This window comes from Pseudomonas oryzihabitans (assembly GCF_006384975.1).
Lineage (GTDB): Bacteria > Pseudomonadota > Gammaproteobacteria > Pseudomonadales > Pseudomonadaceae > Chryseomonas > Chryseomonas psychrotolerans_B.
In genome coordinates this window covers 3,042,535-3,056,725 of the sequence record NZ_CP021645.1, presented here as the reverse complement: position 1 = coordinate 3,056,725, position 14,191 = coordinate 3,042,535, and the positions used below count along the sequence as shown (strand labels likewise).

At 66.1% G+C, this 14,191-nt stretch carries 12 protein-coding genes; 6 read left to right on the top strand and 6 right to left on the bottom strand.

What is annotated here, in order from left to right; genetic code table 11:
* The first annotated feature begins 46 nt into the window (after positions 1–46).
* Positions 47–1,201 (top strand): phosphoserine phosphatase SerB, encoded by a 1,155-nt coding sequence (serB, locus tag CCZ28_RS13605; protein ID WP_140218838.1) that lies wholly within the window; start codon positions 47–49, stop codon positions 1,199–1,201.
* A 114-nt stretch (positions 1,202–1,315) separates the two neighbouring features.
* Here serB and CCZ28_RS13600 read toward each other — a convergent pair whose 3' ends face one another.
* The 5 genes from CCZ28_RS13600 to CCZ28_RS13580 all read right to left on the bottom strand — a co-directional run bounded on the left by CCZ28_RS13600 (position 1,316) and on the right by CCZ28_RS13580 (position 8,567).
* Positions 1,316–3,385, bottom strand: a complete 2,070-nt coding sequence (locus CCZ28_RS13600) for a GGDEF domain-containing phosphodiesterase (RefSeq protein WP_140218836.1) — start codon at positions 3,383–3,385, stop codon at positions 1,316–1,318.
* A 40-nt stretch (positions 3,386–3,425) separates the two neighbouring features.
* On the bottom strand, positions 3,426–5,189 hold the full coding sequence (locus CCZ28_RS13595; protein ID WP_140218834.1) for a molecular chaperone: 1,764 nt from the start codon (positions 5,187–5,189) through the stop codon (positions 3,426–3,428).
* A 68-nt stretch (positions 5,190–5,257) separates the two neighbouring features.
* Positions 5,258–6,166: an archaetidylserine decarboxylase gene (asd, locus tag CCZ28_RS13590; protein WP_140218832.1), complete on the bottom strand. Its 909-nt coding sequence runs from the start codon at positions 6,164–6,166 to the stop codon at positions 5,258–5,260.
* A 16-nt stretch (positions 6,167–6,182) separates the two neighbouring features.
* Positions 6,183–6,992 (bottom strand): rhodanese-like domain-containing protein, encoded by an 810-nt coding sequence (locus tag CCZ28_RS13585; protein WP_140218830.1) that lies wholly within the window; start codon positions 6,990–6,992, stop codon positions 6,183–6,185.
* 57 nt (positions 6,993–7,049) lie between these two features.
* Entirely contained in the window at positions 7,050–8,567 is a 1,518-nt protein-coding gene (locus CCZ28_RS13580; RefSeq protein WP_140218828.1) for an HDOD domain-containing protein, read from the bottom strand.
* Between the two features lie 123 nt (positions 8,568–8,690).
* Here CCZ28_RS13580 and motA point away from each other — a divergent pair, with 123 nt between their 5' ends.
* From motA to CCZ28_RS13565, 3 genes are all read left to right on the top strand, one after another.
* On the top strand, positions 8,691–9,542 hold the full coding sequence (gene motA, locus CCZ28_RS13575; protein ID WP_058760791.1) for a flagellar motor stator protein MotA: 852 nt from the start codon (positions 8,691–8,693) through the stop codon (positions 9,540–9,542).
* Positions 9,542–10,711, top strand: coding sequence for a flagellar motor protein MotB (locus CCZ28_RS13570; protein WP_140218826.1), 1,170 nt, complete (start codon positions 9,542–9,544; stop codon positions 10,709–10,711). The genes motA and CCZ28_RS13570 overlap by 1 nt, the downstream gene beginning before the upstream one ends.
* Positions 10,712–10,872: 161 nt before the next feature.
* Positions 10,873–11,472 carry a nitroreductase family protein gene (locus CCZ28_RS13565; protein WP_140218824.1) on the top strand — a complete coding sequence of 200 codons (600 nt, stop codon included), beginning with the start codon at positions 10,873–10,875 and terminating at the stop codon, positions 11,470–11,472.
* A gap of 224 nt (positions 11,473–11,696) precedes the next feature.
* Here CCZ28_RS13565 and rsgA read toward each other — a convergent pair whose 3' ends face one another.
* A complete protein-coding gene (rsgA, locus tag CCZ28_RS13560; protein ID WP_140218822.1) occupies positions 11,697–12,719 on the bottom strand; it encodes a small ribosomal subunit biogenesis GTPase RsgA in 1,023 nt (340 codons plus the stop codon).
* Between the two features lie 94 nt (positions 12,720–12,813).
* On the opposite strand from rsgA, the gene CCZ28_RS13555 reads away from it, so the two are divergent.
* Both CCZ28_RS13555 and orn read left to right on the top strand, forming a co-directional pair.
* Positions 12,814–13,584 (top strand): class I SAM-dependent methyltransferase, encoded by a 771-nt coding sequence (locus tag CCZ28_RS13555; protein WP_140218820.1) that lies wholly within the window; start codon positions 12,814–12,816, stop codon positions 13,582–13,584.
* 50 nt (positions 13,585–13,634) lie between these two features.
* Positions 13,635–14,183, top strand: coding sequence for an oligoribonuclease (orn, locus tag CCZ28_RS13550; RefSeq protein WP_140218818.1), 549 nt, complete (start codon positions 13,635–13,637; stop codon positions 14,181–14,183).
* Positions 14,184–14,191 lie beyond the last annotated feature (8 nt).

The following is a 14,191-nucleotide window of genomic DNA, read 5'->3' as shown; positions in this document are numbered from 1 at the left end:
CTCGAGCGAAAAGGTAGACTGCGCGCTTTTCGTCAAGGGGATCGCCATGCAAGACGTTATCGGACTCCAGGCCATGGGTAGGCTGCCCGCCGGCGGACTGGCGGCCCTCCAGCAGACCCTGGCGGCGGTCGGCGCCCGCCTGGAAGCCCTGCAACAGCGCGGCTTGGGCGCGGAGACGAGTCTGACCTTGCTGGTCAGTCCGGCCGCAGCCGGTGAACCCTTGGCCGCGGCGCTGCAGGCGTTAGGCTTGCAGGTCGCGCCCCTGGTGCAGCCGGCGGCGGAACCTGGCCAGCCGCACGTGCTGACGTTGATGGGCCGCTGCCTGGCGGACCTGCCGTTGGCGCCCGTGGCTGAACTCTGTGCCCAGCAGGGCTTGACCATCCAGGCCGTGCGTACCCTGAGCGAGCCGGGCGCCACCGAGCGCGCTGCGTTGGAGCTGAGCGTCACTGGCGAGCCGCGCGATGCCGAAGCGTTTCGCGCGGCGCTGCTGGCCCTGGCCCAGGAGGGCCGGGCCGATCTCGGCTGGCAGCCCGACGATCTGCAGCGCCAGCATCGTCGGCTGGCGGTGTTCGACATGGACAGCACCCTGATCCAGGCGGAGGTCATCGACGAACTGGCCAAGGCGGCCGGCATCGGCGAGCGGGTGGCGGCCATCACCGAGCGCGCCATGCGCGGCGAGATCGACTTCCGCGCCAGTTTCACCGAGCGCATGGCGCTGCTGCAGGGGCTGTCGGAAGAGGTACTCGCGGATATCGGTGCCCAGCTGCGCCTGACCGAGGGCGCCGAGCGGCTGTTCGCCGAATTGAAACGCCTGGGCTACAAGACCGCCATTCTCTCCGGTGGCTTCACCTATTTCGCCCGTCAGGTGCAGGCGCGGCTGGGCATCGACTACGTCTATGCCAACGAACTGGAGATCGTCGAGGGCAAGGTGACCGGTCGGGCTGTGGAGCCCATCGTCGACGCCCAACGCAAGGCGGACCTGCTGCGCGAGCTGGCCAGCCGCGAAGGCCTGGAACTCGACCAGACCATCGCCGTGGGTGACGGTGCCAATGACCTGCCGATGCTGGCCCTGGCTGGTCTTGGCGTGGCTTTTCGCGCCAAGCCGCTGGTACGCCAGTCGGCCCGGCAGTCGGTGAGCGTGCTGGGGCTCGATGGCGTGCTCTATCTATTGGGTGTGGAAGACCGCCACACCCGCGGCTGAAACGCCTTATCGCGGCCATGGGCCGCTCCTACGGTTACATCGAGCCTGTAAGAGCGGCCCATGGTCGCGATAAGGTAGTGGCTCCTGCGGTCAGTCAGGATCGCCATATCGCCGCTACTCGGCCTGGAATTCGTAGTCCATCGCCTGGCTGGGCTCCTGCAGGTAGTAGCCCTGGATGAAGTGCACCCCGACCTGCCACAGCTGCGCCAGGACACTGGCGCTTTCGACGAAGGGGGCGATGGCCAGGACGTTCTGCTCGCTCAGCTCGGCGACCAGGGCCTTGAGGCGGGCCTGGTGTTCGGGCTGCGCCAGATCCTTGATCAGCGTGCTGGACAGCTTGACGTAGTCCGGCACCACCAGGCGTAGCGCCGCCAGCGGCTGCGCGCTGCCGGCGAAACCGCTGAAGGTGATCTGGTGGCCCTGGCGCCGTAGGCGCTGGACCATGGCCAGGGCCTGCTCTGGATTGGCCAGCACCTCTTCCTCGGCCAATTGGAAGATCACCGCCTCGGCCTCCAGGCCCTGGGTCTGCAGCGTCTTGTCCAACCAGGACAGTAACTCCAGATCGCCCAGCGTGGCGCCGGATAGGTGGACGAAGATGCGCGTACCATAGCCGCGGGCGCGGTGTTCGCCCAGCTGCCGCACGGCCTGGTGGATCACCCAGCGATCGATCTGGCCGCTCAGGCCGCTGTCGCGGGCGGTAAGGGCGAATTCGGTCGGTGAGACTTCCTCGCCCTGGGGATTGATCAGCCGCAGCAGCACCTCGTAGTACTCGTAGCTGCCACCGCGCAGGCCGATCACCGGCTGGAACAGCAAGCGGAAGCTGTTTTGCTGCAAGGCCTGCTTGACCATGGCGACGAGGTTGCCACGGTTGGCGGCGGCGGCCAGTTCTTCCGCCGGATCGTAGCGCTTGCTGGCGTTGCCGCCGCGCTGGGCGACCTGACGTGCGCACCGGTGGGCGCGGTCCACCAGATCACCGGCGCTCTTGGCGTGGCTGTCCAGCGCGACCACGCCAATGGAATAGCTGACGACCAAAGCACGCCCCGCAACTGTCAGCGCTTGGCGTTCCTGGCGGCCGAGCAGCCGCTCGAAGGCGTTGTCCAGGGTCGTGTCGGCGGGCTGGGGCAGCAGGGCGGCGAAGGCGTCGTCGGCGAAGCGTGCCAGGGTCACCAGGGTGCCGAAATGCTCGCGCAGGCGTTCCGCCAGGGTCACCAGCAATTCATCCATGGCGCCGATGCCGAGTTCCGCCAGCAACGTCGGATAACGGTCTATGGTCAGGTAGGCGAAGCTGGCCGGAGTCCCGAGTCGCGCGCTTTCCAGGGCCTCTTCGAGCAGTTCGAGCATGCGGCCCCGATTGATCAGGCCGGTCAGGGTGTCCTGGAAGCGCACCTCGCGTAGCTGTTCCTCGAAGGAGACGTCGATGACGCGCTCCTCGCGGACTTGCAGCTGTACGCAAGGCTCGTCGAGGTAGATTGCCGGGGTCAGGCGCAACTGGGCCGCCAGCAGGCTGCCATCGTGACGGACGCACTGGCAGCTCAATTCGCGGGCATTGGGATCGTCGCGCAATTGGCGGAAGGCATCGCGCAACGCCGGCTGGTCGGCCGCGGCGATCAGGTCCATCAGCGGGGTGATCTCCAGGTCGTCGGCGGAGGGGTAGCCGAGCAGCTCCACATAGGCCGAGTTGACATGGATGTGCATGCCGTCGTGAACGTAGGCGACCGCGTCTACCGCATTGGCCAGCAGGAGTTGGCAGCGCTGTTCCGCCTCGGCCAGCGCCTGGGTCAGACGGCGACATTCCTGGCGTTCGGCCTGATTGCCCAGTTCACGCAGACAGGCCAGCAGCAGGTGTTCGTCATTGTCGCTGGCGATGGCATCCCGCGCACCCTGGCGCAGGGCGTTCACCACCGCTTCGGGATCGGCGGGCGGTACGCGCTGGATCACCGCGAGCTGGGGCGCCCGCATGCGCAGACGTTTCAGGGCGGCCTGGGTGTCAAAATCCTCTGCCGCGGGCGCGAGGATGACGAGGTCCCAATGTTGGCTCAGGAGCTCATCGAGTCCGGCAGGGTCAGCGAGGCGGTGGGCCCGCGCTGCGCGACCGGCATTGCGGAAGAGGCTGACCAGGCGCTCCGCCTCGTTCTGCGATGTTTCGAGCAGCAACAGACGGATCGCACTGTATTCGGCAGCCATGGTCTACTCGCACCTTGGCGATAACGACAATCCATTGAAGCTACAGAGACTTCCACAGGGAGTCAAAGTCTTCCTCCTGGCGTCCCCCACCACTGCCGGACGGCGAGCCGGCCGGTTGCGCGCTGGCCTGCTCCAGCAGGTGATATTCGAACACGCTGAAACTCACGGTCATGCTGCGGCGCCGATCCAGCATGCCGCGCTGCTCGACGCCTTGCTGATTGATCTGCACCTTGCTGCCTTCCTGGAAGGGCAGGCGCGGTGCGATCAGCGTCGGGGCCTGGTCGATGGCCTTGATCTCGGGCAGCAGCAGGGCGCGCAGGTATTGGCTGTTCTGTTCTGCCTTGCGCAGCAGTTGCAAGCCGCAGGGGCGGGCGGTGGGAGCCAGCAATTCGACGCCCATCTGGGTGCCGCTGCCGGGTACCTGGCGGACCCAGCGCACCACGGCGGGTCCCCAATTGTGGTCCTCGGGCAGTTTCACACCGAGCAATTCACCCGCCTGCAGTTGTTCGGGCACCTCGCCGCTCCAGCTCAGGCAATAGCCGCCCGGACTGTGGTTGACCACCTGTACGTTATGGATCGGAAAGGCGGGGCTGGCGGAATCGCCCTCGCCTGGCAGGACGTCGTAGTGGATTTCTTCCAGCGCGCCAGCATCCCACTCCAAGGTGTCCGAGGTGCGCGTATCGGCATCGAAGGCGAGCGACCAGACATCTTCCTTGGGCTTGGGCGCGAAGGGTTCCGGTACCTGGGCCGCGGCCTGTTGCAGCGTCTCGGCGAAGGCCTGGCCACCCGCGAGCTGATAGTGCAGGGCACTCATGCCGATGCAGACCTGCACCTGGCCGTTGCCGGGCATGCGCTGGAAGGCACGATCCGCCTCCTGGCCCCAGGCGCCGACCAGGTGTTGCAAGAGATCGAGGGACAGATCGCCATGCACCGGCAGGCGCGCGCGCGGTCGCTGCTCCGGAGCCAGGGCCAGATAGTCTTCGATGGCCTGCACCAGCGCCTGCGGGGCGAGGCCCAGCAGACCGCTGAGGTTGGCTTCGCGCAGCAGCGAGCGATAGCGTGGCGGCGCATCGATCTGGGGCGCCACCACCATCAGGGTGCCGGTCTGCTCCGGTCCCTGCAGGCGAACCAGGCCGGCCCAGTCATCCAGATGCAGGGTCAACTGGGCGATATGGCTCTGGCGCAGTTGATTGCAGCGCGCGGCGCCGAACAGCAGGGCGGCGCTGTAGGCTTGGGTGATGGTCTGGTTGCCGTCACCGGGCAGGAGTTCGTCACGGATCTTCTGGGTGTGCAGGCCGCTGGTGACGGCGAGGCGATAGAGCTGGTGCAGCTCCAGCCACAGGTTGTCGTGCACAGGGGTGTAGAGTTGCGCGGCCCTGATCAGCGGACCGAACAGGGCGCGTAGCGCGCGCTGGATGGCGGTAGCCAGCAGGGTGTTGCGTTCGCCGCGCTCGCTTTCCTCGACCACGATCAGCTTGTAGCCGGCGGCCAGCAGGTTCTGCAGTGCCTGACAGAGATTGGCGACCTTGCGCGAGCGCTCGTCGAGCACTATGGCCTGGTTGAACACATGGCGCTCGAGTTGCTGGCAGACGCGCTGCACGTCCGGGCGTAGGGCTTCGAGCAGGCGCAGGCGCGCTTCCGGTGTCAGGATCAGGCGATTGAGTTCGAGCAGGCCTTGGTAGAGCAGCCGCGCGAATTCGCCCAGCTTGGCGCGCGGCAACTGGTCCAGCCAGCGTTTCAGGCCGGCTGGCGTGGCGTCACAGAACGTCAGGCTGCGTTGATCGGGCGTCGGGACCCGCAACATGAGCTGTGGCCTTTTGCTATCCATGTGCCGCCCGTACTCCTGTTTCGATGGGCAATGAACCGCGCATCTTAGGCGAGAGGCTCCGGCTCGGTAACGGTGGTCAAGGGGGCTGGCACGGCCGGCACCCCGAGCAATTGCCCCATGTTGACGGTCGACAGGGCGCCGAGTTCAGCGGACCAGTTCACCGCGTCGGGTCCGAACAGCACGATGGCGGTGGAGCCCAGCTTGAAGCGGCCCAGCTCGTCCCCGGTACGCAGTTCGATGGGGGCACGGGCCGCTTCGTCGTAGGCGAAGGTCTTGAGTTCACGCTTGGGCGGCGTGACCAGGCCGGCCCAGACCGTCTCGATGCTGGCGACGATCATGGCGCCGACCAGGATGACGGCCATGGGGCCCACGGCGGTGTCGAAGATGCAGACCACCCGCTCGTTGCGGGCGAACAGCTCGGGTACGTTCTCGGCGGTGAGCTGGTTGACCGAGAAGATCCGCCCGGGCACGTAGATCATTTCCTTGAGGGTACCGGTGAGCGGCATGTGCACCCGGTGATAGTCCTTGGGCGATAGGTAGATGGTGGCGAAGCTGCCGCCCATGAAGGGTGCGGCACGCAGGCCGTCGCCGCCGAGCAGTTCCAGCAGACTGTAGCTGTGGCCCTTGGCCTGGAAGATGCGCCCGTGCTCGATGCGCCCGAGCTGGCTGATGGCGCCATCGCTGGGGCTGACCACCACGCCGGGCTCGGCCGGCAGTGGCCGGGCATCGGCTTTGAGGGCGCGGGTGAAGAAGGCGTTGAAGTTCTCGTAGGCGGTGGGCTCTTCCACAAGTGCCTGGCGCATGTCCACATCGTAATGGCGCACGAACCAACGGATCAGCCGGTTCTTGAACCAGGGGGCGTGGCACTCGGCGAAGCCGCCGATCACCCGTGACAGCAGGTGGTGGGGCAGCAGGTGCTGGGCCAGGATGAACAGTCGATCTTGCACTTTCATAACGTGTCCTTGGCGATCATTCGATGGGCGTGTCGGGGTGATTGCCCCATTCGCCCCAGGAGCCGGCATAGGCCTTCACCCGCGGGTAGCCCAGGGCCTTGGCCGCAAGATAGGTGAAGCCGGATCGGTGGTGGGTCTGGCAGTGGGTGACGATTTCCTTGTCCCGGGTGATGCCCAGGCGTTCGAGTTCGGCGGCCAGGTCCTCGCGGATGCGCAATTGGCGCTCGCGATCCATGCCCGCCGTCCATTCGAAGTTGATCGCCCCGGGGATGTGGCCGCCGCGCGCGGTCAGTACCTTTTCGCCGCGGTATTCGTCGGCGCCGCGGGCGTCCCAGATCGCCAGGTCCTCGGCGCCCAGCCGGCTCTGCAGGTAGGCGCGGGTGGCGGTGGGCTCGTCGTGGAGGGTCAAGGCAACGGGGGCGCCTACCGGGGCGGAGACGTCGGTCACCAGCGGCAGGCCGGCGGCGATCCAGCCCTGGCGGCCGCCGTTGAGATAGTGATAGTTGGCGTGGCCGATGACGTCCAGCAGCCAGATGAACCGACCGGCCCAGCCGCCGCCCTCGTCGTCATAGACCACGTAGACGGCCTCGGGACGCTGGCCCAATTCGCCGAACAGCTGCTCCAGGTCCGCCTGGGCGGGTAGCAGGCCGGGCGCCGGCTTGGTCCCCAATTGGGTCCGGGCGGGCGCGACGTGGCGCGCACCGGGTAGATGCCCTTCGGCATAGTGGGCGGCACTGCTGAGGTCCACCAGAATTAGCTCGGGCGCGTCCAGACGCGCCGCGAGATCGGCGGGTTCGATCACCAGGGGCAGGGCGGAAAAGGGCATTGCGGATTTCCCGTCGGTCCGAAGAGGATCAAGTGTACCGAGGTTAGTAGCCAGACGTCAGGTCGGCCGTGCTCTGGGGCGATTGGCGAAGGTACCGATGGCCCGCTCGATGCAGGTGAAGGTCTTGTCCAGGGCTGCGGTGCGGCGGGGGTCGGCCGGCTCCAGCTCGCTATCCAGCACGGCCAGCAGGACCACCCGCTCGCCGAAGCCCAAGCTGCGCAGCCAGAGGCGTTCGTTGGCGAACAGTCGCCGCAGATCCTTGGGCAGGTGCGGCGCGAAGCGCGCCCGGTTGGTTGCGTCGATACGCAGTTGGCCGGGGCTGCCGAACAGCTTGGCCAGGAGCGGCTGGTTGGCGATCTCCAGTTGTAGACCGACGGCTTCGTCCAGTCCGTGGTGCAGCTGGACGTTGCCCTTCTGGCCGTTGCGGTCGGGTGTGAGCAAGAGCAGGCGCGGCAGGCCGCAGGCCACCAGGGCCTGGCGCGCGCAGTCGAACAGCTGCGGCAGGGTAGCGAAGGCGCTGGGCGTGTGCAGCATCTGCTCGCACAGGCCGCGCCAACGCTGCGCCTGGCTTTCAGCGGCCACCTGAACTTTGGGGACCGGCCGCAGGCGTCGCTCGCCCGGCGGCCAGAGCAGCCCCTCGGCGGGGTGCCAGAGGCCGGGGCGGGCATGGCGCTGGGCGTCCTGTACCGCCAATTCGTGGCTGCGACTCTGCACCCGCGCCAGCGGCAATTGCAGATAGAGGGCGCTGAAACGCTGCCAACGCAGGGTGTGGGGACCGTCCCAGCCCTGGTGGCTGGCCAGGGCGAGACCGTTGGCCAACAGAATGGTGTTGCCCGGGTGGGTCAGCCAACGGCGCAGATCGGGATCTTCGTCGAGGCGTTGTTGTTGTTCGAGCGGGTCGTCGGCGTGGGCGATATGCAACGCCTTGACCAGTTGCCGGCGATCCTGGTCCAGCAGGCGATAGCCATCCACGATCCAGTCTGGTAGCTGCCAATGGCGCGCCAGCGCCTCGCAGAGGCGCACGGCCGATACGCCCAGCAGGTCGCGCTCGACTTTCGGCGCCGGTTCGCCTTCGGCTAGTACCCGGCGCTCCCATTCCTCGAACAATTCCGGGTAGCGGGTGATCAGCGGCCAGAGCGGCGCCAGAAAGAGCAGGGAGGCCAGGCGGATATCCGGCCACAGTCGTGCCAGGGGTACACCGAACAGGCCCAGGCCCAGGGTCATGGCGTGCTGACTGACCAGGCACAGCTGGCGTAGTGGCAGTGGCAGGCTGTCCTCGGGCATTGAGGGCTGGCGCGCGACCAGGTATTCCGCCGGGCCCAGCCCGACGCGCCCGAGCGCCGCCTCGAGACTGGCCGCGGGATCGCCAAGGCTGGTGTGGCCCCGATTGGCCTCGCGCAAGAGCGCCAAGGCCAGCGGAGGTGACTCGCAGAGCCTTTCGGCAATCTCATGCAAGGCCAACCGTCCGTCGGCTAGACTGCGCCTCAGTCGCTCCTGGGTGGTGATCGCGATAGGTAAACGCACACCCTCCAGGAGCTTGACCCATTCCTCTAGGTTGTTCGGGCGGCTGGACATACGACGGGCTGCCTTGAAATGTGATGAAAGGCCTTCAGTCCCGGACACCAGGTCCGATAAAGGGGGCGTGAAGGCTGTATCCCCCCGGTTTACTTTCCTCTAGCGCACACAGTATTCCCAACCATGGCAAAAATCATCGGCATCATCGTGATATTCGCGGCTGTCCTCGGCGGCTACATCCTCGCGCATGGCAAGATCGCCGCGATCATCCAGCCGCTCGAGGTGCTGATCATCGGCGGCGCGGCGTTGGGCGCTTTCTTGCAGGCCAACCCGGGCAGCACCTTCATGCAGGTGTTCAAGAAGTCGCTGAAGATGTTCGGCAATCGCTTCACCCATGCGTTCTACATGGACGTGCTCAAGCTGCTCTACGAAATCCTCAACAAGAGTCGCCGCGAGGGCATGATGTCCATCGAAGCGGACGTGGAAGATCCCAAGGCCAGTCCGATCTTCAGCAAGTATCCGAACATCATCAAAGACGAGCAGATGACCGCCTACATCGCCGACTACCTGCGGCTGATGTCGTCCGGCAACATGGCGCCCCACGAGCTGGAAGGCCTGTTCGACATGGAGCTGGCCGGCATCAAGGAAGAGCTGGAGCACCCCTCCCATGCCGTGTCGCGGGTCGCCGACGGCCTGCCCGGCTTCGGGATCGTCGCCGCGGTACTGGGTATCGTGATCACCATGGGCATGCTCGGCGAGGGCGACCAGGCAGCCATCGGCGGCCACGTCGGTGCGGCCCTGGTGGGGACCTTCCTCGGTATTCTTGCGGCCTATGGCTTCTTCGGTCCGCTGGCGACCTGCCTCGAGCACGATGCCAAGGAAGAACTCAACGTGCTGGAGGCCATCAAGGCCTGCCTGGTGGCCGCCGCCAGCGGCATGCCGCCCACCGTCGCCGTGGAGTTCGGCCGCAAGGTGCTGTTCCCGGCGCATCGCCCCTCCTTCAGTGAACTCGAGCAGGCGATGCGGGGCAGCTGATGGACAACAACCAGCCGATTATCGTCAAGCGCGTCAAGAAGAGCGCCGCCGGTCACCACGGCGGCGCCTGGAAGATCGCTTTCGCCGACTTCGCTACCGCCATGATGGCGTTCTTCCTGGTGCTCTGGCTGATGTCTTCGGCCACGCCGGAGCAGAAGAAGGCCATCGCCGGCTACTTCCAGGACCCGATCGGCTTCACCGAAAGCGCCAGTCCCTATGTCATCGACCTGGGTGGCACCCCGACGCCCGCACCTGACCGGACCCTGAATCCCGAGATCCAGGCACAGCCGGATTCGACCCAGAACAAGGTCAACCCGGACATGCAGGAGCGTGCCGATCCCAACGAGTCCAACCGGGTGCAGCCCGATCCGACCCAGTCCCCGGACACCTCACCGGATCGCCAACCGAATGCGGCGGCGCAGAAGGATCAGAACAAGGATCCGAGCCAGGCCCAGAAGATGGATGCCAGCCAGGCGGAGAAGATCGCCGAGCAGGTCGAGAAGCAGCGCCTGGAGCTGCTGCTGCAGGAGTTGCAGAACAAGATCAAGGAGAATCCGGAACTGCAGAAGTTCAAGGACCAGATCCTGATGGAAATCACCCAGGACGGCCTGCGCATCCAGATCGTCGATGCCGATAATCGCTCGATGTTCGACTCGGGCAGCCCGCGGCTGAAGCCGTATTTCGAGGACATCCTGCTGGCCATGGCCGACACCATTCGCCAGGTACCGAACAAGATCAGCATCAGTGGCCATACCGATGCCGCGCGTTACGTCGGCAAGGGCGATTTCAGCAATTGGGAGCTGTCCGCCGGTCGGGCCAACGCGGCGCGGCGCGCCCTGGAAGCCGGTGGTTATCCGGACGAGCAGGTAGCCCGGATCGTCGGCTATGCGGCTTCCGCGCCTTTTGATCGTGAGCATCCGCTCAACCCGGTGAACCGGCGCATCGACATCATCGTGCTGACCAAGAAGGCCCTGCAGGCCATCGAGGGGCGCAACAGTAACAATGGTCCGTCCGCGGCGCCCGCCCAGGGGGCACCGGGTGCCAATCGTGGCGGGGTCTCCAGTGGGAGTGTGTCCGCCACTGGCAATCTGGCGCAGCCCATCAACAACGCGGCGTTCAAGCAGCAGGTCAATGCCTTCGATGCGGGCGTGATCCAGAGCAAACCCTGAGCGATCACGGCGATAGATAGGAAAATTCGCTGCCAGCGTTCGGTTTTTTCGTCCGTTGGCGCGCGGCTGGCTCGCTATGCTGCAGAGGTTTCATGATCGATCGGGCACCTTGCGCCCTGGCGCGCGGTCTCTCGATCTCCGACCTCTGCAGGAGCCTTCCGATGAGCAACGCCTTTATCGACACCATCAAGCGCCGTCGTAGCCAGTACGCCTTGGGCAAGAACCTGCCGCTGGCCCAGGACCAGGTCACCACGCTGATCCAGGACGCGGTCAAGCTGTCGCCCTCCGCCTTCAATTCCCAGAGCTCGCGCGCGGTGATCCTGTTCGGCGCCGAGAGCGAGAAGTTCTGGGGCTTCGTCATGCAGGCCCTGCGGCAGATCGTGCCGGCCGAGTCCTTCGCCCCCACCGAGGGCAAGATCAACAGCTTCGCCGCCGGTGCCGGTACCGTGCTGTTCTATGAGGACCGCCACGTTGTCGCCGCGCTGCAGGACCAGTATCCCTCCTACGCCGACAACTTCCCCATCTGGTCGGAACAGGCCAGCGGCATCGCCCAGTTCTCGGTCTGGACGGCCCTGGCCAACGCCGGCATCGGCGCCAGCCTGCAGCACTACAATCCGCTGCCCGACGCCCTGGCCGCCGCCGAGTGGCAGCTGCCCGACACCTGGCACCTGCGCGCCCAGATGCCCTTCGGCTCCAACGAGGGTGACTTCCCCGAGAAGACCTTCATGGACGACGCCGAGCGCTTCCGCGTCTTCGGCTAATAAAAGAAAACGCCGGGCGAGCCCGGCGTTTTCTCTAGAGAGCCTATTAAAAGGCTCGCGAGCTAGAGCCAAACAAGGCCTGGGCGGCCCCGCGAAAAGACCTGAGGAAGCGGATCGGACCCGCGCTCGGGTTTACAGATGGTAAATGAGCATTCCGGCCGGGCTGGCGATCCAGGGGCTTTTCAACGCCGTTTGGCCGACGCGCAGCAGCCTTTTAACAGGCTCTAGTAGCGCGGCTCGCCTTCCAGGCTAGCCAGGATATGCCTATAGCTGGCCATCCGCTGCGGATGGATGTCGCCGCGTTCCAGGGCGGCGAGCAGGGCGCAACCGGGCTCGCGCTCGTGCTGGCAGTCGCGGAAGCGACAGTGGCCCAGATAGTCGCCGAATTCCTTGAAACCCGCCTCGACATCGTCGCGACTGACGTGGCTCAGGCCGAATTCGCGGATGCCGGGCGAGTCGATCAGATCGCCGCCATCGGGAAAGTGGAAGAGCCGTGCGGTGGTGGTGGTGTGGGTGCCCTTTCCGGTCAACTCCGACAACGGACCGACGCGCGTATCGACACCGGGTAGCAAGGCGTTGACCAGCGACGACTTGCCCACGCCCGACTGACCGACGAAGACACTGACGTGCTCGTCCAGGGCGCTCTTGAGTTGGTCCATGCTCAGCCCATTGTGGGCCGAGACCTCCAATAGCGGATAGTCCAGTTCGCGGTAGATGCCCAGCAATTCATCCAGCGCCGGGCCGTTGTGCTCGTCGATCAGGTCGGCCTTGTTGAGCAGGAGCAACGGCTGGATGCCGGCGTGCTCGGCTGCCACCAGGTAGCGGTCGATGAGATTGGCGTGGGGCGTGGGCAGCGGGGCGAAGACGATCACCAGGCGATCGACGTTGGCCGCCACCGGCTTGAGCTGGCCACGCATGTCCGGCCGGCAGATCTCCGAGCGGCGTGGCAATTGGGCGACGATGACGCCATTGCCCTGGACGCCGGCGCGGAACACCACCTGGTCACCGGTGACCAGGGTCGGCAGATTGGCGCGCAGATGGCAGCGCTGCAGCTGGCCGTCACCATCTTCCACGTCCACCTGGACGCCGAAATGGGCGATCACCTGGCCCTGCTGTTCCGGTCCCAGGTCGCCGCCCTCGAGCTCTTCGATCAGCTTCGACTCGCGTTTTTCCGCGCGGGCGGCGCGCTCGGTCTGGATTTTCTCGATCCGCCAGCTCTGGCGACGGGTCAGGTGGCGTTTGGCCATGGGATGTCCGCGGGTTTCAGGGGCGAGGAGTCTAGCATTGGCCGCCTCTCGCGGATTACCTAAACTTGGCGCACCTCGTCGCCCTGGAGCCGCCATGCTGGCCCATCTCGCCTCGCGCTATCCCTTGTTGCTGGCCGTATTGGTGCAGTTGGCCGCCCTGGTGGTCGCCGTCGTCGGTCTGCGGCTTTGGGCCAGCTTCGCCGGCCAACGCCCCTCGCTGCTGGCCTTGGTTTGCCTACAGGCAGTGCTGGCGGCCCTGCTAGGCGAACTGCTCGGGCTGGCGCGCTGGTGGGTGTTCATCAACCTGCTGTTCGCCCCGGCGCTCTATCTGGTCAGCGGGCGCGGCCTCTCGGCGGGCATCGCCGCGCTGGGCTTCCTGCTGCTGCTCCTGCTGAACTGGAACAGCCTGCGCGAGCGGGTACCGCTCTATCTCACCGGCCGCCAGACCCGCGATCGGCTGGCCGGGCTGCTCGCCGAGCGGGAGCCGACCTTCAGGTTCGTCGACCTCGGCTGCGGCCTTGGCGACACCCTGGTCGATCTGTCCCGGCGCTTTCCGCAGGCCAGTTTCGTCGGTGTGGAGACGGCACCGCTGAGTTTCGCCCTGGCCTGGCTGCGTTGCCTGCCGCGGCGCAACTGCCAGGTGCGCTATCGCGACCTCTGGCGGATGGAGCTGGGCGAGTTCGAGGTCGTCTACTGCTTTCTCTCGCCGGCGCCCATGCCGCGTCTGGGCGAGAAGGCTCGCCAGGAACTGCGCGCCGGCAGCTGGCTGATCAGCAATACCTTCGAGATTCCTGGGCAGCCGGCGGATGCCGTCCACGAAGTGGGTGACCTACGCGGCAGCCGTCTGCTGCTCTGGCGTCGGTAGGTGAGCGGCAGGCGCACTGCTACACTGGCGCCTTCATCAAGGAGTTCACCATGACCACCCCCAATCCGCAGCACCTGATCTGGATCGACCTGGAAATGACCGGCCTGGATCCGGATCGGGACGTGATCATCGAGATGGCCACCATCGTCACCGACAGCGATCTCAATGTGCTGGCCGAGGGACCGGTGCTGGCCATCCACCAGTCGGACGAGGTCCTGGCCGGCATGGACGAGTGGAATACCCGTCAGCACGGTGGCTCGGGGCTGACTCAGCGGGTGCGTGAAAGCACCATCGACACCGCCCAGGCCGAGGCCCTGACCCTGGAGTTCCTGCGGCAGTGGGTACCCAAGGGCAAGTCGCCGATCTGCGGCAACAGCATCTGCCAGGATCGTCGCTTCCTCTATCGCCGCATGCCGGAGCTGGAAGCCTACTTCCACTACCGTAATCTGGACGTCTCCACCCTCAAGGAGCTGGCCGCGCGCTGGGCGCCCCACGTCCGCGACGGCGTGAAGAAGAGCGGCAGCCACCTGGCGCTGGACGACATCCGCGACTCCATCGCCGAGCTGCGCCACTACCGCGAGCACTTCATCAAGGTCTGACGGCCCGG